This window comes from Janthinobacterium sp. BJB446 (assembly GCF_002735655.1).
Lineage (GTDB): Bacteria > Pseudomonadota > Gammaproteobacteria > Burkholderiales > Burkholderiaceae_D > Janthinobacterium > Janthinobacterium lividum.
In genome coordinates, this window is record NZ_PDZK01000001.1 from 2,414,098 (window position 1) to 2,433,770 (window position 19,673).

General features: G+C 61.3%; 25 protein-coding genes and 2 tRNA genes. 8 read left to right on the forward strand and 19 right to left on the reverse strand.

What is annotated here, in order from left to right; translation table 11 throughout:
• Positions 1–69 precede the first annotated feature (69 nt).
• From pheS to CSQ92_RS10615, 7 genes are all read right to left on the reverse strand, one after another.
• Entirely contained in the window at positions 70–1,086 is a 1,017-nt protein-coding gene (pheS, locus tag CSQ92_RS10585) for a phenylalanine--tRNA ligase subunit alpha (RefSeq protein ID WP_034751917.1), read from the reverse strand.
• A gap of 270 nt (positions 1,087–1,356) precedes the next feature.
• Positions 1,357–1,716, reverse strand: coding sequence for a 50S ribosomal protein L20 (rplT, locus tag CSQ92_RS10590; RefSeq protein ID WP_010399214.1), 360 nt, complete (start codon positions 1,714–1,716; stop codon positions 1,357–1,359).
• Positions 1,717–1,742: 26 nt separating this feature from the next.
• Positions 1,743–1,940, reverse strand: a complete 198-nt coding sequence (gene rpmI, locus CSQ92_RS10595) for a 50S ribosomal protein L35 (protein ID WP_038493025.1) — start codon at positions 1,938–1,940, stop codon at positions 1,743–1,745.
• Positions 1,941–2,167: 227 nt separating this feature from the next.
• Positions 2,168–2,728: a translation initiation factor IF-3 gene (gene infC, locus CSQ92_RS10600; RefSeq protein ID WP_205711303.1), complete on the reverse strand. Its 561-nt coding sequence runs from the start codon at positions 2,726–2,728 to the stop codon at positions 2,168–2,170.
• A gap of 12 nt (positions 2,729–2,740) precedes the next feature.
• Positions 2,741–4,648 (reverse strand): threonine--tRNA ligase, encoded by a 1,908-nt coding sequence (thrS, locus tag CSQ92_RS10605; RefSeq protein ID WP_070280420.1) that lies wholly within the window; start codon positions 4,646–4,648, stop codon positions 2,741–2,743.
• Positions 4,649–4,858: 210 nt separating this feature from the next.
• Positions 4,859–4,935, reverse strand: a tRNA-Val gene (locus CSQ92_RS10610).
• 81 nt (positions 4,936–5,016) lie between these two features.
• Positions 5,017–5,093: transfer RNA gene (locus CSQ92_RS10615), tRNA-Val, on the reverse strand.
• Positions 5,094–5,230: 137 nt separating this feature from the next.
• Here CSQ92_RS10615 and CSQ92_RS10620 point away from each other — a divergent pair.
• Positions 5,231–5,695 (forward strand): hypothetical protein, encoded by a 465-nt coding sequence (locus CSQ92_RS10620; protein WP_099394082.1) that lies wholly within the window; start codon positions 5,231–5,233, stop codon positions 5,693–5,695.
• Positions 5,696–5,698: 3 nt separating this feature from the next.
• Here CSQ92_RS10620 and CSQ92_RS10625 read toward each other — a convergent pair whose 3' ends face one another.
• On the reverse strand, positions 5,699–6,811 hold the full coding sequence (locus CSQ92_RS10625) for an acyltransferase family protein (protein ID WP_180276988.1): 1,113 nt from the start codon (positions 6,809–6,811) through the stop codon (positions 5,699–5,701).
• A 138-nt stretch (positions 6,812–6,949) separates the two neighbouring features.
• Here CSQ92_RS10625 and CSQ92_RS10630 point away from each other — a divergent pair, with 138 nt between their 5' ends.
• Positions 6,950–7,912, forward strand: a complete 963-nt coding sequence (locus tag CSQ92_RS10630) for a succinylglutamate desuccinylase/aspartoacylase domain-containing protein (protein WP_080753417.1) — start codon at positions 6,950–6,952, stop codon at positions 7,910–7,912.
• On the opposite strand, the gene CSQ92_RS10635 is transcribed toward CSQ92_RS10630, so the two are convergent.
• Positions 7,913–8,242: an SMR family transporter gene (locus CSQ92_RS10635; RefSeq protein WP_070280339.1), complete on the reverse strand. Its 330-nt coding sequence runs from the start codon at positions 8,240–8,242 to the stop codon at positions 7,913–7,915.
• A gap of 23 nt (positions 8,243–8,265) precedes the next feature.
• Positions 8,266–8,586, reverse strand: a complete 321-nt coding sequence (sugE, locus tag CSQ92_RS10640) for a quaternary ammonium compound efflux SMR transporter SugE (RefSeq protein WP_099394083.1) — start codon at positions 8,584–8,586, stop codon at positions 8,266–8,268.
• Positions 8,587–8,794: 208 nt separating this feature from the next.
• Here sugE and CSQ92_RS10645 point away from each other — a divergent pair, with 208 nt between their 5' ends.
• The 5 genes from CSQ92_RS10645 (at position 8,795) to CSQ92_RS10665 (ending at position 12,719) form a co-directional block, all read left to right on the forward strand.
• Complete coding sequence (locus CSQ92_RS10645; protein ID WP_035819959.1) at positions 8,795–9,157, forward strand: DUF1304 domain-containing protein; 363 nt, start codon at positions 8,795–8,797, stop codon at positions 9,155–9,157.
• A 163-nt stretch (positions 9,158–9,320) separates the two neighbouring features.
• Positions 9,321–9,902 carry a hypothetical protein gene (locus tag CSQ92_RS10650; protein WP_099394084.1) on the forward strand — a complete coding sequence of 194 codons (582 nt, stop codon included), beginning with the start codon at positions 9,321–9,323 and terminating at the stop codon, positions 9,900–9,902.
• A gap of 74 nt (positions 9,903–9,976) precedes the next feature.
• Positions 9,977–11,149: a helix-turn-helix transcriptional regulator gene (locus CSQ92_RS10655; RefSeq protein WP_099394085.1), complete on the forward strand. Its 1,173-nt coding sequence runs from the start codon at positions 9,977–9,979 to the stop codon at positions 11,147–11,149.
• Positions 11,150–11,289: 140 nt separating this feature from the next.
• The gene (locus CSQ92_RS10660; RefSeq protein ID WP_092605729.1) at positions 11,290–11,586 is read left to right on the forward strand and encodes an ArsR/SmtB family transcription factor; all 297 of its coding nucleotides are present in this window, start codon (positions 11,290–11,292) and stop codon (positions 11,584–11,586) included.
• 68 nt (positions 11,587–11,654) lie between these two features.
• Complete coding sequence (locus CSQ92_RS10665; protein WP_099394086.1) at positions 11,655–12,719, forward strand: alkene reductase; 1,065 nt, start codon at positions 11,655–11,657, stop codon at positions 12,717–12,719.
• A gap of 148 nt (positions 12,720–12,867) precedes the next feature.
• Here CSQ92_RS10665 and CSQ92_RS10670 read toward each other — a convergent pair whose 3' ends face one another.
• Entirely contained in the window at positions 12,868–13,089 is a 222-nt protein-coding gene (locus tag CSQ92_RS10670; RefSeq protein ID WP_034783165.1) for a hypothetical protein, read from the reverse strand.
• A gap of 250 nt (positions 13,090–13,339) precedes the next feature.
• Here CSQ92_RS10670 and CSQ92_RS10675 point away from each other — a divergent pair, with 250 nt between their 5' ends.
• A complete protein-coding gene (locus CSQ92_RS10675) occupies positions 13,340–13,951 on the forward strand; it encodes a 1-acyl-sn-glycerol-3-phosphate acyltransferase (RefSeq protein WP_099394087.1) in 612 nt (203 codons plus the stop codon).
• Here the strand turns inward: CSQ92_RS10675 and CSQ92_RS10680 are convergent.
• Genes CSQ92_RS10680 through CSQ92_RS10715 form a run of 8 tightly spaced genes read right to left on the reverse strand, consistent with a single transcriptional unit; the run spans position 13,948 to position 19,630 of the window.
• The gene (locus tag CSQ92_RS10680) at positions 13,948–14,508 is read right to left on the reverse strand and encodes a HupE/UreJ family protein (protein WP_257219185.1); all 561 of its coding nucleotides are present in this window, start codon (positions 14,506–14,508) and stop codon (positions 13,948–13,950) included. The genes CSQ92_RS10675 and CSQ92_RS10680 overlap by 4 nt on opposite strands.
• Positions 14,505–15,143, reverse strand: coding sequence for an urease accessory protein UreG (gene ureG, locus CSQ92_RS10685; RefSeq protein WP_034783159.1), 639 nt, complete (start codon positions 15,141–15,143; stop codon positions 14,505–14,507). The genes CSQ92_RS10680 and ureG overlap by 4 nt, the downstream gene beginning before the upstream one ends.
• A gap of 22 nt (positions 15,144–15,165) precedes the next feature.
• On the reverse strand, positions 15,166–15,846 hold the full coding sequence (locus tag CSQ92_RS10690; protein ID WP_099394668.1) for an urease accessory protein UreF: 681 nt from the start codon (positions 15,844–15,846) through the stop codon (positions 15,166–15,168).
• Complete coding sequence (gene ureE, locus CSQ92_RS10695; RefSeq protein ID WP_099394089.1) at positions 15,846–16,361, reverse strand: urease accessory protein UreE; 516 nt, start codon at positions 16,359–16,361, stop codon at positions 15,846–15,848. Before ureE ends, CSQ92_RS10690 begins: the two co-directional genes overlap by 1 nt.
• 13 nt (positions 16,362–16,374) lie before the next feature.
• Positions 16,375–18,075 carry an urease subunit alpha gene (ureC, locus tag CSQ92_RS10700; RefSeq protein WP_099394090.1) on the reverse strand — a complete coding sequence of 567 codons (1,701 nt, stop codon included), beginning with the start codon at positions 18,073–18,075 and terminating at the stop codon, positions 16,375–16,377.
• Between the two features lies 1 nt (position 18,076).
• On the reverse strand, positions 18,077–18,406 hold the full coding sequence (locus CSQ92_RS10705; RefSeq protein ID WP_092605741.1) for an urease subunit beta: 330 nt from the start codon (positions 18,404–18,406) through the stop codon (positions 18,077–18,079).
• A 29-nt stretch (positions 18,407–18,435) separates the two neighbouring features.
• Positions 18,436–18,738, reverse strand: coding sequence for an urease subunit gamma (locus CSQ92_RS10710; protein WP_034751936.1), 303 nt, complete (start codon positions 18,736–18,738; stop codon positions 18,436–18,438).
• Positions 18,739–18,763: 25 nt separating this feature from the next.
• Positions 18,764–19,630, reverse strand: a complete 867-nt coding sequence (locus tag CSQ92_RS10715; protein WP_099394091.1) for an urease accessory protein UreD — start codon at positions 19,628–19,630, stop codon at positions 18,764–18,766.
• Positions 19,631–19,673 lie beyond the last annotated feature (43 nt).

Below are 19,673 nucleotides of genomic sequence, written 5' to 3' on the forward strand. Positions count from 1 at the left end.
TTCAAAGGGTCAAAGCTCACAGCGCGAGCGCACAGGCGCTCAAGCGCCATGAATCAAACGGAACAACGCTTAGTTGAATTGCTTCAGGAACCTTAAATCGCCTTCATAGAACAGGCGCAGGTCGTTGATGCCGTAACGCAGCATCGTCAAGCGTTCCAGGCCGGAGCCGAAAGCAAAACCGATGAATTTCTCGGGATCGAGGCCGAAGTTCTTCACCACGGTCGGATGCACCTGGCCGGCGCCCGACACTTCCAGCCAACGGCCTTTCAATGGACCGGAGCCAAAGGCGATGTCGATCTCGGCCGACGGTTCCGTGAACGGGAAGTACGATGGACGGAAGCGCACTTGCAAATCGTCCGTCTCGAAGAACGCCTTGACGAAATTCAGGTACACACCCTTCAGGTCGGCAAAGCTGATGTCTTCGGCGATCCACAGGCCTTCGACCTGGTGAAACATGGGCGAATGGGTGGCGTCGCTGTCGACGCGGTAGGTGCGGCCTGGCGCGATGACCTTGATCGGCGGCGTGTGCGTGCGCGCGTAGCGCACCTGCATCGGGCTCGTGTGCGTGCGCAGCAGCAAGGGCTTGCCATCGGTATCGTTGCCGTCGATGTAGAACGTGTCTTGCATGGAACGGGCCGGGTGGTTTTCCGGGCTGTTGAGCGCCGTGAAGTTGGTCCAGTCGTTCTCGATTTCGGGGCCGTCGGCCACGTCGAAACCGATGGAGCGGAAGATTTCCTCGACCCGTTCCCACGTGCGCATCACGGGATGGATGCCGCCGGGCATGCGGCCACGGCCTGGCAAGGTCACGTCGATCGCTTCGGCGTTCAGACGACCTTGCATCTGAGCATCGGCCAGCGCATCCCGGCGCGCCGTCAGCGCGTCCTCGATCTGCACTTTGACGGCGTTGATCAGGGCGCCTTGCGCCTTGCGCGCGTCCGGGTCCAGCTTGCCCAGGCCCTTCATCATTTCAGTAATCTGGCCAGTCTTGCCCAGGTAGCGGGCTTTGGCGTTTTCAAGTGCGGCAGCGTCTGCGGCGGCGATAAAGTCAGCCTGGGCCGAGACGACGAGTTCTTCTAGGGAGTTCATGCGGCATTTCCTGTTTTGGACATCAATTCTGGACTCGCTTATCTAAAGTCCAACAATCAAAAACGGAAACGGGGCATAAGGTTCACACCCCTGCCCCGCTCTTTATGACAACCAACCTAATCTGCTGCGCGTCGTGATTTACGGTGTACGATGCTCACCGTACCTTCGTACGGTTGCGCTTCTCGACCGCAACTCCCTTCCGCTCGCGACGATTTTGTCGGTCGCCGTTCTAACGTCACCCTACGGATGACGTTGTGCAATGACCGATGCTTACGCAGCGATTTTTGCTTTAACTGCGTTGACAATCGCAGCGAATGCTGGCTTGTCCATCACAGCCATATCGGCCAGGACTTTACGGTCCAGTTCGATATTTGCTTTTTTCAAGCCGTTCATGAATACGCTGTACGTTACGCCATGCTCACGGGAAGCGGCGTTGATACGGGCGATCCACAGGCGGCGGAAAACGCGTTTCTTGTTGCGGCGATCGCGGTAAGCGTATTGGCCAGCGCGCATAACTGCTTGCTTGGCAACACGGTATACACGGCTGCGGCGACCACGGTAGCCTTTAGCTTGAACAAGAATCTTTTTATGACGGGCACGAGCTGTAACCCCACGTTTTACTCTAGGCATAGTAACTCCTTAAATTGAGTGTGAGATTAAGCAGTCGGCATCATGCGCATGACGGATGTGACATCCGATGCGTTGATGTTACGGGTACCGCGCAACTGACGTTTGTTTTTGGTGGTTTTCTTGGTCAGGATGTGGCGTTTGAACGCGTGACCCGACTTGACTGTTCCACCTGGACGCACGCGAAAACGTTTTTTCGCGGAGCTTTTGGTCTTCATTTTAGGCATAGCAATCTGTCCTCTTACGGACAGCTCCATTTATAACAGGATTGCAGGTGGCAACACGACGCTGCGCTTAGATGCCTGCTTTCACATGTTGTGCAGCGGATGCGAGTCCACTACAGTTCACGCGGCCCGGGCATTGCTGACCGGGCCGCGCAAATTCTGCCTGGAATCTGGTGTCGCGCCCATGCAGGCACAAACCACGTCGATCCACAGTAAAACGCTATTGTAGCTTACTTCTTCTTCTTAGGCGAAAGAACCATGATCATTTGGCGGCCTTCCATCTTCGGGAACTGCTCGACCTGGCCGTACGGCTCCAGGTCGGCTTTCAGACGTTCCAGCATGCGGAAGCCAATATCCTGATGCGCCATCTCACGACCGCGGAAACGCAAGGTGATCTTGGTTTTATCGCCATCTTCGAGGAACTTGATGAGATTACGCAACTTGATATTGTAGTCACCATCATCAGTCCCCGGACGGAATTTGACTTCCTTCACGAGGATGATCTTTTGCTTCAATTTGGCTTCGTGAGCTTTCTTTTGCTCCGAATACTTAAATTTGCCGTAGTCCATCAAACGGCACACCGGTGGCTGCGCGGTAGGCGCAATTTCCACCAGGTCGACGTTTGCCTCTTCCGCCAGGCGGAAGGCTTCAGCCAAACTTACGATACCGAGTGGCTCGTTATCGACCCCGCTTAAACGCATTTCAGGGGCAGTGATTTCGCCATTGATGCGATGTGACTTGTCAGTAGCTATTGTAATTTCCTTTAAAAATCTTGTAAGACGGTCGTGCAGCGAGTTTCCTCGTCAGGCCTTGGTGTCGACTTCATGTTTGAGTCGCTCAATCAGGGCATCGACGGACATGACGCCCAGATCGACATTGCCCCGCGCCCGCACGGCCACTGTATTCGCATCCCGCTCTTTGTCGCCAATCACTAAGATGTAAGGCAATTTTTGTACGGAATGTTCACGTATTTTATAGGTAATCTTCTCGTTACGCAAATCAGCCTGTACGCGCAGCCCCGCTTTGCGCAGTTTTGTTGTAACTTCCTGTACATAGTCGGCTTGAGCGTCGGAAATATTCAACACCGACACTTGCACCGGCGACAACCACAGCGGCATGGCGCCCGCATAGTGTTCGATCAGGATGCCGATGAAACGTTCCAGCGAACCGACGATCGCACGGTGCAGCATGATGGGCACCTGGCGCGTATTGTCCACGGCCACATATTCCGCACCCAGGCGGCCCGGCATCGATGGATCGATCTGCACGGTACCCACTTGCCATGCGCGGCCCAGGCTGTCTTTCAGGTGGTATTCGATCTTCGGACCGTAGAACGCGCCCTCGCCCGGCAATTCCGTCCATTCCACGCCGCAGGCGCGCAAGGCCGAACGCAGCGATTCCTCGGCGAAGTCCCACGACTCTTCCGTACCGATGCGGTTATCCGGGCGCAAAGCCAGTTTCACATCGATATTCGTGAAGCCGAAAGCCGTGTACACATCCATCGCCTGCTGGTGGAACGCCGTCACTTCGCCGGCGATCTGCTCTTCCAGGCAGAAGATGTGACCATCGTCCTGCGTAAAGCCGCGCACGCGCATCATGCCGTGCAAGGCGCCCGACGGTTCATTGCGGTGGCATTGACCGAATTCGCCGTAGCGCAATGGCAAGTCGCGGTAGCTGCGCATGCCATTGTTGAAAATCTGGATATGACCAGGGCAATTCATCGGCTTCAGCGCATAGGCGCGGTTTTCCGATTCCGTGATGAACATGTTTTCACGGTAATTGTCCCAGTGACCGGTTTTTTCCCACAGGCCACGGTCCAGAATTTGCGGCGCCTTGACTTCCTGGTAGCCGTTGACCTGGTACACATTGCGCATGTATTGCTCGACTTGCTGCCAGATCGACCAGCCTTTCGGATGCCAGAAGATCAGGCCTGGCGCTTCTTCCTGGAAATGGAAGAAATCGAGCTGCTTGCCCAATTTGCGGTGATCGCGCTTTTCCGCCTCTTCCAGATTGTGCAGGTACAGTTCCTGGTCTTCCTTCTTGGCCCAGGCCGTGCCATAGATACGCTGCAGCATCTCGTTTTTCGAGTCGCCGCGCCAGTAGGCGCCGGCCAGCTTCATCAGCTTGAAGACTTTCAGCTTGCCCGTCGATGGCACGTGAGGGCCGCGGCACAAGTCCGTGAACTTGCCTTCGGAATACAGCGACACTTCCTGGTCGGCGGGAATCGAACCGATCAGCTCCGCCTTGTACGCCTCGCCGATACCCTTGAAGTATTCGATGGCTTCGTCGCGCGCGACAACCTTGCGCGTGACTTGCTCATCCTTCTTGGCCAGTTCCGCCATTTTCTTTTCGATCGCCGTCAAATCTTCGGGCGTGAACGGACGCTTGTAGGCGAAATCATAGTAAAAGCCGTTGTCGATCACGGGACCGATGGTCACTTGCGCGTCAGGGAACAATTCCTTGACGGCATACGCCAGCAAGTGGGCCGTCGAGTGGCGGATCACTTCCAGACCGTCGGCGTCCTTGTCCGTGACAATCGCCAGTTCCGCATCCTGCTCGATCAGATAGGAAGTATCGACCAGTTTGCCGTCGACCTTGCCGGCCAGCGCAGCCTTGGCCAGACCGGTACCAATATTGGCCGCAACCTGGGCCACGGTGACCGGGCCGTCGAATTGACGGGCGGAACCATCGGGAAGTCGGATTGTAAGCATATTGATCTCCATATCGGCGCTGGCGCCAGGTAAAACTGCAATGTGATGGGTAAAATACTGAAAGGAAAACGCAGACGCAAAAAAACGCGGACTAGCCGCGTTTTTCACTTTCTTGAGACAAAGGAAACCCGTTCGACTAGCGTCACTCCCAAAGCTTGGTAGTAGTTCGCGGTGTCATAACCGGTTTTACCTTTCTCTCTAACTGCATTCTGGTGGGCGGTGAGGAATTCGAATCCCCGACCCCTTGGATGTCGACCAAGTATTCTAACCAGCTGAACTAACCGCCCGTAAAACTTTTGTTGATCATTGTATTTCAAATGACCGCTTGCGGCTTGCGCCAGCTTAAAAAACCATCTACTGCAAAATTCTGGTGGGCGGTGAGGAATTCGAATCCCCGACCCCTTGGATGTCGACCAAGTATTCTAACCAGCTGAACTAACCGCCCCGAAGACCAGCATTATAGAGAGGCTTTCCCAGAATGACAAGGGCTGTTTTACAGGAAACTTTAATCATTTCCCGGGGCGTCAGTCCCCTTTATATGGAGATGGCCCGGCGCACGCGGAATGCCGCTAGAATCGCGGCATGAACTCCACCATATTAGCCTGGCTGAAAACCCTGAGCCGCATCTGCGGTTTTGAAACGGCCGACTCCTTCCCGCCCGGCCACCCATATGCGCGCACGCGCTGGGAAGCCGCGTATTTCGATATCGCCTCCGACGTGAAGCCCGACGAGATCGAACGGCGCATCTGCGCGGCCATCGCCAACACGCCGAGCGTCTTCGCCTACATCACCAATCCCACGCCGCGCATGCAGCGCGCGCTGCTGAACGTGATCCACGACCGGCTGCGGCGCCAGCCCGGCGCGGGCGCCACGGACCTGGTCTTGTTATTGATCAATGCCTACGCCAGCGCCCACATCACGGAAGCCGTGCCCGGCCTGCGCGCCCTGATCTGCAACACGGAGCATGAAGACACGAATCTGCGCGTGCATGCCATCCTGGAATTGCTGGTGGGCACGCCACGGGGACTCGATGTCATCGACATGTAGTCGTCACGCATGATTCGCGGGAACGTAGCGCGCCCGCAAGCGCATGAACGGCGTTTCCACCACTCTATATAAGAGCCAGCCCGTGACGATGCTCACAGCGATACTGATCAGTATCGCTGTGAGGCCATCCGGCCCGTAGCCAAAGTCTTGCAACAAGGGTCGCAGCAAAATGCACAGCTGCTTGTGCAGCAGATAGATCGCATACGACCACAAGGCCAGGCTGGCGGCGCCCGGCACGCGCAGTGTATAGAGTGCGCTGGCGGGACTGAGCGCCGCGATCAGCAGCAGGGTAAAACTGGCCGCCAGGGCCGGATAGCCGAACACCGTCACCCAATAGCCATAGTGATCGGTGAGAAACACATAAAACATCAGCGCCGTGCCCGCGATTCCCGCCAGCAAGCTGCGGTTGCCGTAAGAGATCAGGCGCGCCCAGGCGACCGGATGGTGATTTTTCAGCAGCGCCAGCGCCACGCCCGCCACCAGCTCGTCAAAGCGGCACCACGACGCGTAATAAATATACTTGTAATACCCGAGGCCGCCGCGCGGCACTTGCACGTATTCATCCCACAAATAGGCGCGCACCAGCATGCCGACGATAAAGCTGGCGGCCACGGCCAGCCAGGCCCACAGCAGCGACTTGCGGCAGGCGGCGATCACCAGGGCCACGGCCGGCAGCAGCACATAGAACTGCTCCTCCACGCACAAGGACCACGCATGCGAAAACGCCGTACCCGGCGTCAGATTGATGTTTTGCGTAAAGGTCAGGAATTTCCACAGGGGCAGCAGCGCGCTATCGCCGCGGAACGCGGGCCACAAGTAATACAGCGCCAGCACGGCATAAAAACTGGGCAAGGTGCGCAGGAAGCGCCGCGCATAGAAATGCGGCAAGGAAAATCCATGTTCGCTGCGCAAGGCCGCAAAAATCTGGTTACCGATCAGATAACCGCTGAGGGCAAAGAACAGGTCCACGCCCGTCCAGCCGATTTCGCCCCAGAAACCAAACGCCCCACCCTCGCTGACGAACAGCAAATAATGGTTCATGAAGACAAGCACGATGGCCAGCGCGCGCAAGGTATCGAGGCCGTACAGGCGGGAAGGATGGGACGTACTGGACATGGAATCGGCAAGGGAAAACAACGGTGGCGCCGATCATGCCACGCCGCACGCCGCCATGGCCAACTTTTTACAGGCGTCCACGGCGAATCCCGCTAAAATATGCCGACCCCGCTTTCCCTTCCCGCAACAGCATAGGATATGTCCAGCATGAGCAGCGCACTCCACTTCAAATCCATCAACTACACGGGCCAGGGCAGCGGCCCGCGCCTGATCGTCACGGGCGCCGTGCACGGCAATGAAACCTGCGGCACCAAGGGCATTCACCGCGTGATGGCTGAACTCGACAGCGGCGCCCTCTCCATCGTGGCCGGCAGCGTCACCTTCGTGCCCATCACCAATCCGCTGGCCTATGCCAAGGGCGTGCGCAGCGGCGACCGCAACCTGAACCGCAATCTGTTCCCGAACGACAATCCGCAGGATTTCGAAGACCGCATCGCCAATTGGCTGTGCCCGCTGTTGGGCCAGCATGACGTGCTGCTGGACTTGCACTCGTTCAATGCCGACAGCCAGCCCTTCGTCATGGTCGGACCACGCAACAACGACGGCCCGCTGCAACCGTTTAAACATGAAGAAAAGGAACGCGCGCTGGCGCGCCGCCTGGGCGTGCGCCGCTTCGTCGATGGCTGGCTGCATGCGTACGGCCAGGGCGTGCAGCGCCGCCTGGGCAATAGCGACCAGGTGGGCCTGGTCTTGCGCTACGGCGTGGGCACGACGGAATACATGCGCTCGACGGGCGGCTACGCCTTGACCCTGGAATGCGGCCAGCACGCGGACCCGGCCGCGCCGGATGTCGCTTACCGCGCCATCATGAACACCTTGGCTTTTTTGGGTTTCATCGACGCGCCGCAGCCGGAAGCGATCGCCGACGCCGACATGGAAGCGCTGAACATGGTCGTCGTGCACGACAAGCTCGATGCGGGCGACCGCTTCATCAAGACCTGGTCCAGCTTTGACAAGGTCAAACAGGGCGAGCAGATTGGCGTGCGCGCGGACGGCACGCCCGTGACGGCCGAATTCGACGCCTACATCCTGTTCCCGGACGTCAATGCGGCGGCGAATGCGGAGTGGTATTACCTGGCAAGGGTCGCCGCCAGCTTTTGATCAGTGCCCGACCGACTTGGAAAACAAGTTAATGACGAGCACGCCGGCAATGATCAGCCCCAGGCCGATCAAGGCTGGCGTGTCGAGGCTTTGCTTGAACCAGAACCAGCCGACGGCGGAAATGAGCACGATACCCACGCCCGACCAGATGGCGTACACGATGCCGGTAGGAATGACCTTCAAGGTCAGGGACAAGCACCAGAAGGCGATGCTGTAGCCAATCACGGTGATGACACTGGGCCACAAGCGGCTGAAGCCCTCGGACGCCTTCAAGGCGCTGGTGGCGATGACTTCGGCGATGATGGCGATAGCCAGGTAGAAATACGTCATGGCGAGACTCATGCTGGCATCCTTTATTGTGGGCTGAGCAGTTTCAAGCCCAGGATGCCCGAAACGATCAGGGCGATGCAGGCGATGCGCGCGGCGCTGGCCGGCTCGCCCAGCACCATGATGCCGAAGATCGCCGTGCCGACGGTACCGATGCCCGTCCAGATGGCGTAGGCTGTGCCCAGCGGCAAGGTGCGCAAGGCCAGGCCCAGCATCACTACGCTGCCCAGCATGGAAATGGCGGTCAATACGGATGGCACGGGGCGGGTAAAGCCGGCACTGTATTTGAGGCCGATGGCCCAGCCAATTTCCAGCAAGCCCGCCAATACCAGAATGATCCACGCCATAACTTCTCCCGAGGCGGCAGGGTCGTCCCCGCCATACAGCCCCGTCATCGAGCAGGGTCGTCCCCACTGGAGCAAAGGGAAAAGTATACCATTGGGTGAAAACTCTTGCCGCCAGCACATTTTTTCTAGTGCGGCCGCTCCAATCGAAAGTTGCCAAAAAACATGCTGATGGCAGCATAATTGCTGTATCCATTCACTTTCGGGAACAATGATGCTACTTCTGGCCCAAATCCTTACCGCCCTCATCCTGCTGCTGCACGTCTACATCGTGCTGCTGGAAACCGTGCTGTTCGATGCGCGCGGACGCAAGGTGTTTGGCCTGTCCAAGGAAAAGGCGGAGATCGTGCGTCCCGCCATGTCGAATCAGGGTTGCTACAACGGCTTTCTCGTCGCCGCGCTGGCGCTGGGCTTTTTTCACCCGGACGCGGCCATCGCCCATGCGTTCACCGTGTTCGGCCTGGCGTGCATCGCCGTGGCCGGCGTGTGGGGCGCAGCGACCGTCATGACGCGCATCCTCTACCTGCAAACCGTGCCTGCCGTCATCGCCTTGCTGCTGTTCCACTTCGCCTGATACCTGCCAGGACGGCCAGCCGGCCGCCCTGGCCCGCTCCGCTCCGCACTGCCTGCGCATACCCCAAATGGGTGATGTTTCCAAAAAACATGCCCGATACAATTCCTTGTAGCAAAAATACCACCAGACACATGGTGGCAAGTCACAGTCCACAGGGGAAATCATGCAAGCACATCCAACCACCTTTGCCGTCACGTTGCTCGGCTGCCTCATGCTGTCCGCCTGCGGTGGCGGCGGCAGCGACGGCAGCGGCTCCGGCAGCGGTTCCACCAGCGCCAGCGGCACCAGCGGCACCTCGGCAAACTGCCAGTACAGCAACCTGATCAGCGATACGGAACGCAAGCAGGCCAGCGCCTGCGGCGTCCAGGTATCGGGCAACTACGCCCAGGCGGACTCGGGATACGACAGCGTGGTCGCCGCCTGCAAACAGGGGCAAAAAACCGTTGCCGATACCTATTACAGCGGCACGTACCAGAAAATGGTCGACTACGCGCGCTCCGTGAGCAAGGAGCTCGGCTGCGGGCAAAACAATGGCCCCACCTTGCCCAACAACACCACGGCAAGCAACTACAATTTCTGTGTCAAGAGCACCACCGTCAGTGGTAAGCTCAGCTATGAAGGCGCTTGCTACGGCCCCGTCAAATCGGGCGAAGGCGGCTGCGGCAGCGGCTATAACTATGTCAGCCAGTATGCCAGCCTCAGCACGTGCACATCCGGCGGCAAAAGCTGGCTGGAATCGCGCTAGGGAAGCCGGGCGGCCGTAGCAAGGGCCGCCCCCAGATGTGTCTTGTCCACCGCTTGCCGCCATGAGGATCGCCAATGACGCCATCGCTCGCCGTCGCCAGCCAGGCACTGACTGCCCTGATCTACGAAGCGGCCACGCGGCATGGCGCCTGGTCGCAATTCCTCGCCACCTTTGCGCAACAACTGAAATCGCACGCCGGTTTGATCTGGGCCAATGATTTCAGCAACCGCTCGGTCGACGTCCAGCTGCCCGGCAGCGGCCTGTCCGCCACGTATGGCTTCGAGTCGGATGCCATGGCCAGCTTTGCCAGCTATTACGGCGCGCGCAATGTCTGGCTGGAAGACGCCACCCTGCACCGCGAGGGCGCCGTCGTCACCGGCTCCATGCTGTTTCCCGACCATTGCCTGAAGAAAACCGAATACTGGAACGACTGGCTGCGCCCGCAAGACATCTTTTATACGGCGGCGGCCATCGTCGAACTGCGCGCCGAGCGTTCCACCAATGTTACCGTGGTGCGCCGCGAACAGGCGGGCGCCTATGACGCGGGCGAACTGGCGCTGGTCCGCAGCCTGCTGCCGCATTTGCAAACGGCCTTTGCCCTGCAGCGCAAGCTGCGCCGGCTGGAAGTGCTGTCCCAAAGTTCCACGCAGGTGCTGGAATTGCTGCCGTTTGGCGTGCTGCTGCTCGATGCCACGTCGCAACTGCTGTACGCCAACGAGCGGGCACTGGCCATGACGGCCGCGACGCGACTGCTGCAGCTGCGCGAAGGCGCACCCCTGTATTGCCCGCGCGAAGCGGACAACGGCGCGCTGCGGCGCATGCTGCACGAGGCGGCCCAAACGGGCACGACGGCGGCAGGCGGTCCCGGCGGCGTGCTCAACCTGAATGGATTGACGGGCGAACAGCTGCGCCTGCGCGTCACGCCCCTGCCTTCCTGGCACAGCCCGTTCGGCTCGGCCAGCGCCATCGCCGTTTTCCTCAGCGATAGCAGCGACCTGATCACCTCCCTGGCCGCCACCCTGCGCAATTTCTATGGCATGACGGTGGCCGAGGCGCGCCTGACGGAAGCGCTCGTCAACGGCTATTCCTTGCAGGAATACGCCGAACGCCAGCGCATTTCCATCCACACGGCGCGCACGCAGATCAAGAGCGCCACCGCCAAGGCCGGCGCCCAGCGCCAGGTGGATCTGGTGCGCATCGTGCTGACGGGCCCGGCCGTGCTGCAGCGCAATCCCCTTCCCGCCTGAATCCGTTCAAAAACGCGCGCCGCCAGCACGCTTTTCATTTATATCGTAAGATGGCTATATCGTAAAACAGCGATATTAGAATTGAACAACTACGATATATACATCGCTGAAAAGCGAATTGTATATTCAGGAGAAACAATATGGATATCGACGCCATCCACAAGGCGCTGGCCAATCCGGTGCGCCGGCAGATTTTGCAATGGCTGAAAGAGCCGCAGCTGTATTTCCAGGAGCAGGATCACCCGCTGCACCTGGGCGTATGCGCCGGCCTGATCGACCGCCGCCTGAACCTGTCGCAATCGACGGTCTCGGCGCACCTGGCCAGCTTGCAGAAGGCGGGCCTGATTTCCGCAACCAAGGTTGGCCAATGGAGTTTCTTCAGCCGCAACGAAGCCACCATCGAAGCCTTTCTCGATCACATGCAGCAAGGTTTGTAAGTACAGCTTTCATCTCGATAACTCCGTCTCAACGCCGCCCGAGCGGCCCCAACAAGGAAATGACAATCATGGCAACTTTATTCGACCCCATCACCATTGGCAGTTTGCAACTGAAAAACCGCATCATCATGGCGCCGCTGACGCGTTCGCGCGCCGGCAACCCGGGCCGCGTGCCCAACGCCCTGATGACCGAGTACTACACGCAGCGCGCTTCGGCCGGCATGATCATCTCGGAAGCGACGGCCGTCACGCCCCAAGGCGTGGGCTATGCCGACACGCCGGGCATCTGGTCCGAAGAACAGGTGGAAGGCTGGAAACACATCACCCAGGCCGTGCATGACGCAGGCGGCTTGATCGTATTACAACTGTGGCATGTGGGTCGCATTTCCGCCCCCGCCTTTCTCGATGGCGACTTGCCCGTGGCGCCCAGCGCCGTCAAGCCGGCCGGCCACGTCAGCCTGCTGCGCCCGAAACAGGAATTCGTCACGCCGCGCGCGCTGGACACGGAAGAGATCCCCGGCATCGTGGCAGCCTACCGCCTGGGCGCCGAGAATGCGAAAAAAGCCGGTTTCGACGGCGTGGAAATCCACGGTGCGAATGGTTATTTGCTCGACCAGTTCCTGCAAGACAGCACCAACTTGCGTACCGACAACTATGGCGGCTCCGTTGAAAACCGCGCCCGTTTGATGCTGGAAGTGACGGACGCGTGCATCGACGTGTGGGGCGCCGACCGGGTCGGCATGCATCTGGCACCGCGCCGCGATGCGCACGACATGGGAGATTCCGACCCGCGCGCCACCTTCGGCTATGTGGCACGCGAGCTGGGCAAGCGCGGTATCGCCTTCATCTGCGCCCGCGAAGCGCTGGGTGACGACCGCCTGGGCCCGTACCTGAAGCAGGAATTTGGCGGCGTGTACATTGCCAATGAGAAAATGGACAAGGCGGCGGCCGAAGCCCTGCTGGCCAACGGTGAAGCCGATGCCGTGGCCTTTGGCCTGTGGTTCATCGCCAACCCCGACCTGCCCATCCGCCTGCACAGCGACGCGCCATTGAATCCCCTGAACCCGGATACCCTGTACGCAGCGGACGCTGCCGGCTACACGGACTACCCGGCACTGGCGGCACACGCCTGAACGCCCCCCCTGAGAGCACCCTGAGCGGCAATACGCCGCTCCTCCCCACTGGCGGCGGACACAACGATACCAACGCAACTCACTGCGTGACGATCGCGGCGCCCGCCGTTTTCGCCGCTTTTTTAATGACGCCGCCGCTCCCCCATCGTCAGCGCCATCGGCGCCGTGCCGGCCGGGCCGGACGACGCGCCTGCACGCTGCTGAAGACCCGGCGTATCACCTCGACCGGTACCGCGTGCTCGCGCAAATAGGCTGTCGCCACCGTCCGTCCCAGGGTGTGATGAAAAGCGACGCCCCGCTCGACGAGCTCGGCCATCGCTTTGTCCGTTCGCACATGCTCCCCATTTACATCGTCGATGTTGTTTTTCATGCCATGGCTCCATGTCGGGTGGATCAACGCTGCGTCAAGTTTTGACCACATTGTGCGCATTTAGTGCCCGACACAGTGACCAAGCATCGTTAAAATAGCGGCAGCAACCGCCTCGACACCGCATGAATAGCGGCCTCGGCTGCTTGTCGCCATCGCCAGCCCCGTATAGAATGCCTGCGCAGAATTTTTGCTTCAAGGAAAATGGCCACCAGCGCCATCCCATTAAGAACAGTGTCACTGAAGGGTATCAATGGACGATTTATTTGTAAAAGCGGGCGACTTGCCGACCTGGCACCAGCGCTGCGCGCTGCGCGTGCTGCACCTGTTTGGCTGGCGCATGCGCTTCCGTCCCCTGCCGGGACCGCGCGGCATCGCCGTCGTCTACCCGCACACGTCCAACTGGGATTTCATGGTGGGCCTGTTCGGCAAATGGGCGCTGTCCCTGCCGTTCCGCTGGCTGGCCAAGGATTCCCTGTTCCGCGGCCCGATGGGCAAGGTGCTGCGCTACCTCGGCGGCGAACCCGTCGACCGCAGTACCACCAGCGGCACGATCCAGCGCCAGGCTGAGCGCATGCTGGCCGCCGACTGGTACTGGCTGGCCATCACGCCGGAAGCGACGCGCAGCTACCGCCCGAACTGGAAGAGCGGCTTTTATCACCTGGCCCTGGCCGCCAAGGTGCCGCTGTTGCTGGTGTATATCGACTATCCGAACAAGGTGCTGGGCGTCGTCGACCATATCTATCTGACGGGCGACAAGGACGCCGACATGGCCGCCATCGCCGCCGTGTATGCGGGCCATCAGGGCTTGCATCCTGAAAAGGCGGCGCCCATCGTGCTGTCCGAGAAGCGCCCCGGCGCTTAATTCATTCCCATCAGCACCACGCCGACGGCCGTCATGGCCACGCCGGCCAGGCGCAGCATGCGCTCGGCCAGTACCTGGCCGATGAAACGTCCCGCCCCCAGCAAGGTGGCCGAAGCCAGCAGGAAGCCGCACGCGGCCGAGGCGGCCGGCAATTCCTGGCCATGCGCATTGCCATGCGCCAGCGCAAACAGGCCCACCAATCCCATGCCCAGCCAGTTCGGCAAGGCCAGCGCCAGCGCGATGGCCAGTCCCACCAGCGCCACCGTGGCGGCGATACCTGTTTCCAGCCCGGGTACCGCCACGCCCGCCATGCCGGCCAGCGCACCGAGCAGCATCATGCCGAGGAAAGTGGCGGGCTGGGCCAAGCCGCGGCGCTGCTGGCCGCCCCAGATGCCCACGCCCAGCATGGCCAGCAAATGGTCGATGCCCGTGAACGGATGGGCGAAACCGGCCAGGAAACCGGCGCTCTCGCCATGGCCGGGGTGGGCCATGGCGGGCAAGGCCAGCAGGCACAGCGCCGCCACGGCGGCCGTATTCTTCATCAGTCTTGCACTCATTGCAGCTCCTTCCCTGGTTGATCGAGCAAACCTTGCTCGCGGATAAAATCAATGACGACCTGCACGCCGTCGCCGCTGCGCAGGTTGGTAAACACGAAGGGGCGCTCGCCGCGCATGCGTTTGGCATCCTGCGCCATGATGTCCAGATTGGCCCCAACATACGGCGCCAGGTCCGTCTTGTTAATAATGAGCAAATCGGAACGCGTGATGCCGGGCCCGCCCTTGCGCGGAATTTTTTCGCCGCCGGCCACGTCGATCACATAAATGGTGAGGTCCGACAATTCCGGACTGAAGGTGGCGGCCAGATTGTCCCCGCCCGATTCGACCAGGATCAAGTCGAGATTCGGAAAATCTGCCTGCATGCGCGCGATGGCTTCCAGGTTGATGGACGCGTCTTCGCGGATGGCCGTGTGCGGGCAGCCGCCCGTCTCCACGCCCATCAGGCGCTCGGCCGGCAAGGCATCCGCGCGCAGCAGGATTTCCATGTCTTCCTTGGTGTAGATGTCATTCGTGATGACGGCCATGTCGTAGCGTTCGCGCATGCCCTTGCACAGCATTTCGCACAGGGCCGTCTTGCCCGATCCGACGGGGCCGCCGATACCCACGCGCAGGGGATTGGAGGTGATCGATGTCATTTTTTGCTCTCTCATAAAATTTTCAGGAACGGTACAGCCGGCTGTACTGCACTTCGTGCCGCATCGACAGCAGCGACAGGCCGGGCGCCCAGTTGCCCATCTCGTCGTCTGCTAACGTCTGCGCCGTGAGGGCCGCCGCTTCCAGCTCCGGCCGCAGCAACAGCAATAGCCGCTGGCCCGCCACCTGTCCCAGCGGCACGGATTTCACGCAGACGAGCACCTGGTTTTCCGCCCACGCGAACAGCATGGCCAGCAGCGCTTGCTCCCGCGGAATCGCCAGCGCCGCCACGGCGCAGGCATAGGCCGTGGGCAAGGCCACCTCCGGCTGGCCCTGCAGCATGTCGATCAGCACGCCGTCGGCCACGCCCAGCTCGGCCAGCAACTTGGTCAGCGAATAGCCCATCTGGATGGTTTCGGCGCGAAATTCCGCCGTGTCGCGCGAAGCGATGAAACGCTCGCTCCAGCGCTGCACGGCGCACAAATCCTGCGCTTCGAACGCTTGCATCAAGCGCCAGCACAGCGGGGCTTCCCAACGCGCCACCACGTGCGTCAGATGCTGGGCGATCCACTCGCGCGCCGTGGCCGCATCCACTACCAGGCCGGATTCGAGCGCCGCCTCCAGTCCCTGCGAATAGCTGTAGGCGCCAATCGGCAAGGCCGGACTGGCGAACTGCAGCAAATGCAGCAGGGCGGACGCCTGCATCATGCAGTGTCACCGGGGCGGTGGATTTTCTGCCGCAGCGGCACGGGCGCCAGCAAATGCTGGCCATGGCCGTCGTGGTGGCCATGGCCGCCGCCATACGCGCCCGCTTCCGGCTCGAACGGCGCGCTTTCTTCCGTCACGCTCGCCTGCAAGCCTTCCAGCATCTCCTTCAGCACGACATCCTTGCGGATGCGCAAAAAGCCGTCGCCCACCTGCGCCTGCGTGTGGCGGTTCCCCAGGTGAAAAGCGCAGCGCAGCAGGGTATGCGCATCCGCGCAGCGCACCAGGTAGGTTGGTTCGCGCGCGGCGACGATCTGCACCACCTGGCCATCCGGCCCCGTCATGCGCTCGCCGTCGCGCAGCACCGTGCCGCGCACGGTAAACACGGCCACGTCCTCGCCAGTCGACAGCACGGCGCGCAGCCGGCATTTTTCGCGCTGGTCGTAGGGCAGCACCAGTTGCGCAAACGGCGCGCGTTCATCGCCAGGTGCCAGCTTGGTATGCAATGTGAGCATGATTGTCTCCTGCTTAAAATAGAAAATAGCGCTGCGCCATCGGCAGCACGGCGGCCGCCTCGCACACGAGCAGCTGGCCGTCGGCGCGCACGGCGTAGGTTTCCGGGTCCACTTCCATGTGCGGCGTGGCGCTGTTGTGGATCATGTCGTGCTTGCGCAAGCCGCGCATGTTCTTCACGGCGATGATGGATTTATTCAGTTTCAGCTGGTGGCCGATATCGAGGTCGTAGGCCGCCTGCGAGACAAACGTAAACGACTTTTTCAGGCCGCCGCCGAAGGCGCCGAACATCATGCGATAGTGCACGGGCTGCGGCGTGGGAATCGAGGCGTTCGGGTCGCCCATCTGCGCGGCGGCGATCATGCCGCCTTTTAGAATCATCGACGGCTTGACGCCGAAGAAGGCCGGCTTCCACAGCACGATGTCGGCGATCTTGCCCGCCTCGATGGACCCCACCACGTGCGATATCCCATGCGTGATGGCCGGGTTGATCGTGTACTTGGCGATGTAGCGCTTGGCGCGGAAATTGTCGCTGCGCGCCGTATCGGGCGCCAGCGGCCCCCGCTGCACCTTCATCTTGTGCGCCGTCTGCCAGGTGCGCATGATCACTTCGCCGACTCGCCCCATGGCTTGCGAATCGGACGACATCATGGAAATGGCGCCGATGTCGTGCAGGATGTCTTCCGCGGCGATGGTTTCGCGGCGGATGCGCGACTCGGCAAAGGCCACGTCTTCGGCGATCGCCGGGTCCAGGTGGTGGCACACCATCAGCATGTCCAGGTGCTCGTCGAGCGTGTTGACGGTGAAGGGACGCGTGGGATTGGTCGACGAGGGCAGCACGTTGGCCTGGCCCACGGCGGCGATGATGTCGGGCGCATGGCCACCGCCCGCCCCTTCCGTGTGAAACGTGTGGATGGTGCGGTCCTTGAAGGCGGCCAAGGTGTGTTCGAGAAAACCGCCTTCGTTGAGGGTGTCGCTGTGCAGCGCCACCTGGATATCCATGCGGTCCGCGACGGAAAGGCAGTTGTCGATGGCGGCCGGCGTGCTGCCCCAGTCTTCGTGCAGTTTCAGCCCGATGGCGCCCGCGCGCACCTGCTCTTCCAGCGGCAGCGGCAGGCTGACGTTACCTTTACCCATGAAGCCCAGGTTCATCGGGAAGGCGTCGGCCGCCGCCAGCATGGCGTGCAAGTGCCACGGCCCCGGCGTGCAGGTGGTGGCGGCCGTGCCCACGGCCGGTCCCGTGCCGCCGCCCAGCATGGTGGTCACGCCGCTCATCAGCGCTTCCTCGATCTGCTGCGGGCAGATGAAGTGGATGTGGGTATCGACGCCGCCGGCCGTGACGATCATGCCTTCGCCGGCGATGATCTCGGTGGCGCCGCCAATAGCCAGGGTCACGCCGGGCTGGATGTCCGGATTGCCTGCCTTGCCGATGCCGAAGATCAGCCCGTTTTTCAAGCCGATATCGGCCTTCACGATGCCCCAGTGGTCGAGGATGACGGCATTCGTGATGACGGTATCCATCACCTCGGCCGCGCAGCGCTGCGACTGGCCCATGCCGTCGCGGATCACCTTGCCGCCGCCGAACTTCACCTCTTCGCCGTAGATCGCATAGTCATGCTCGACCTCGATGAACAATTCCGTGTCGGCCAGGCGGATGCGGTCCCCTTTGGTGGGGCCGAACATTTCGGCATATGCGCTGCGGGGAATGCTGGCCATCTCAATCCTTTCCCGGTGGAGTATCTTGCAGTTCGCCCATCACTGCGCCATTGAAGCCGTAGACCTTGCGCTCGCCCGCCAGCGCCACCAGTTCCACCGTGCGCTGCTGGCCCGGCTCGAAGCGCACGGCCGTACCGGCAGTGATATTGAGGCGCATGCCGTAGGCGCGCCAGCGCTCGAAGGACAACGCCGGGTTGACTTCGAAAAAGTGGAAATGCGAGCCCACCTGGATCGGCCGGTCGCCCCGGTTGGCCACTACCACGGTGGCCGTGGCGCGCCCCGCATTCAAGCTGATTTCGCCTTCTTCCAATTTGTATTCGCCTGGGGTCATGACCGGCTCCTGTAATGTCGCTTGTATGGTTAAGGTATCGGGTGGTGCACGGTGACCAGCTTGCTGCCATCGGGGAAGGTCGCCTCCACCTGGATATCGGGGATCATCTCGGCGATGCCGTCCATGACGTCGGCGCGCGAGAGTATCTTCGTACCGTCCGACATCAGCTGCGCCACCGACTTGCCATCGCGCGCCCCTTCCATGATGGCCGCGCTGATCAGGGCCACCGCTTCCGGATAATTCAACTTCAAGCCGCGCGCCAGGCGCCGTTCGGCCAGCAGCGCGGCCGTAAAAATGAGCAGCTTGTCTTTTTCGCGGGGAGTCAGGTCCATGGTTTTCCTTGCGCTTCTTTCCTGATTAAGTGTTCCAGATGCGGGGCACGACGGCGTCGCGCCCCAGCATGGCGGGACGCAGCAGCTGCCAGGCGGCCAGCATGATGCGGCGCGCCGCCTCGCTGTCGCCGCACAGCAGGCGCACCGCCACCAGCGATTTCATGTGCGTGGCGCCAAACGCGGCGCCGTCCGGCACGGCGATCTCGCGCACGGCCGCCAGCACGGCGGGAGAAACCGGCGTGCCGATGGCGATCAGGGTGGCGCACACGGTGTGGCCTCCCAGGCCCAGTGGGCTGACCATCAGCGCGCCGCCGGCGGCCAGCACGCCCTGCTCCCACCACAGCAGCTTGCCGCCACGGCGGATCTGCACCTGCTGGCTGATGCTGCCCGTATTGAACATTTCGCCCGAGGCGCTGCGGCCCAGGCAGACGATGTCGCAGCCGATGTAGCTGGCGTCGACCGCCAGTTCCACTTCATGGCGCAGGCGCACGCAAGCCTGGTCGAAGAAAATGCTCTCCTGCGGCAGCCATTCGATGGCCGCGCCGCTGGCGGCGCGCAGCATGATGTGCTGGCCCGAGACATGGCCGTTGGCGCGGTACCACTTGGCGGCACCCGGGGACGTGAGCAAGGCGTGCGCACCCTCGCCCACCGTGGCGTCGACGGCCAGCTGGTCGCCGCCCACCACGCCGCCGGGCGGATGGATGATGATGGCGTGGCAGACGCGATCGCCCTCCGGATACAGGGGCTTTTGCACGCGCAGGGGGCCGCTGTGCGTACGCTCGACGAGGCGGCTGACGCCATCGTGCAGCGCAAAGCCCAGGCGCAAGTGCGCCTGCCAGGCGCCGTGCGCGCTGGCCTGCAAAAGCATGGCTGGAGGGGTACTGTCTGGCATGCGGGGCAATCGCGTAAATAAGCGATTACCTAAGCAGGATATG

Coding starts and splice junctions, on each gene's coding strand:
- pheS (WP_034751917.1), bottom strand. CDS start 1,086: ATGAACTCCCTAGAAGAACTCGTCGTCTCGGCCCAGGCTGACTTTATC.
- rplT (WP_010399214.1), bottom strand. CDS start 1,716: ATGCCTAGAGTAAAACGTGGGGTTACAGCTCGTGCCCGTCATAAAAAG.
- rpmI (WP_038493025.1), bottom strand. CDS start 1,940: ATGCCTAAAATGAAGACCAAAAGCTCCGCGAAAAAACGTTTTCGCGTG.
- thrS (WP_070280420.1), bottom strand. CDS start 4,648: ATGCTTACAATCCGACTTCCCGATGGTTCCGCCCGTCAATTCGACGGC.
- CSQ92_RS10620 (WP_099394082.1), top strand. CDS start 5,231: ATGAACTCCACCATATTAGCCTGGCTGAAAACCCTGAGCCGCATCTGC.
- CSQ92_RS10625 (WP_180276988.1), bottom strand. CDS start 6,811: ATGTCCAGTACGTCCCATCCTTCCCGCCTGTACGGCCTCGATACCTTG.
- CSQ92_RS10630 (WP_080753417.1), top strand. CDS start 6,950: ATGTCCAGCATGAGCAGCGCACTCCACTTCAAATCCATCAACTACACG.
- CSQ92_RS10635 (WP_070280339.1), bottom strand. CDS start 8,242: ATGACGTATTTCTACCTGGCTATCGCCATCATCGCCGAAGTCATCGCC.
- sugE (WP_099394083.1), bottom strand. CDS start 8,586: ATGGCGTGGATCATTCTGGTATTGGCGGGCTTGCTGGAAATTGGCTGG.
- CSQ92_RS10645 (WP_035819959.1), top strand. CDS start 8,795: ATGATGCTACTTCTGGCCCAAATCCTTACCGCCCTCATCCTGCTGCTG.
- CSQ92_RS10650 (WP_099394084.1), top strand. CDS start 9,321: ATGCAAGCACATCCAACCACCTTTGCCGTCACGTTGCTCGGCTGCCTC.
- CSQ92_RS10655 (WP_099394085.1), top strand. CDS start 9,977: ATGACGCCATCGCTCGCCGTCGCCAGCCAGGCACTGACTGCCCTGATC.
- CSQ92_RS10660 (WP_092605729.1), top strand. CDS start 11,290: ATGGATATCGACGCCATCCACAAGGCGCTGGCCAATCCGGTGCGCCGG.
- CSQ92_RS10665 (WP_099394086.1), top strand. CDS start 11,655: ATGGCAACTTTATTCGACCCCATCACCATTGGCAGTTTGCAACTGAAA.
- CSQ92_RS10670 (WP_034783165.1), bottom strand. CDS start 13,089: ATGAAAAACAACATCGACGATGTAAATGGGGAGCATGTGCGAACGGAC.
- CSQ92_RS10675 (WP_099394087.1), top strand. CDS start 13,340: ATGGACGATTTATTTGTAAAAGCGGGCGACTTGCCGACCTGGCACCAG.
- CSQ92_RS10680 (WP_257219185.1), bottom strand. CDS start 14,508: ATGAGTGCAAGACTGATGAAGAATACGGCCGCCGTGGCGGCGCTGTGC.
- ureG (WP_034783159.1), bottom strand. CDS start 15,143: ATGACATCGATCACCTCCAATCCCCTGCGCGTGGGTATCGGCGGCCCC.
- CSQ92_RS10690 (WP_099394668.1), bottom strand. CDS start 15,846: ATGCAGGCGTCCGCCCTGCTGCATTTGCTGCAGTTCGCCAGTCCGGCC.
- ureE (WP_099394089.1), bottom strand. CDS start 16,361: ATGCTCACATTGCATACCAAGCTGGCACCTGGCGATGAACGCGCGCCG.
- ureC (WP_099394090.1), bottom strand. CDS start 18,075: ATGGCCAGCATTCCCCGCAGCGCATATGCCGAAATGTTCGGCCCCACC.
- CSQ92_RS10705 (WP_092605741.1), bottom strand. CDS start 18,406: ATGACCCCAGGCGAATACAAATTGGAAGAAGGCGAAATCAGCTTGAAT.
- CSQ92_RS10710 (WP_034751936.1), bottom strand. CDS start 18,738: ATGGACCTGACTCCCCGCGAAAAAGACAAGCTGCTCATTTTTACGGCC.
- CSQ92_RS10715 (WP_099394091.1), bottom strand. CDS start 19,630: ATGCCAGACAGTACCCCTCCAGCCATGCTTTTGCAGGCCAGCGCGCAC.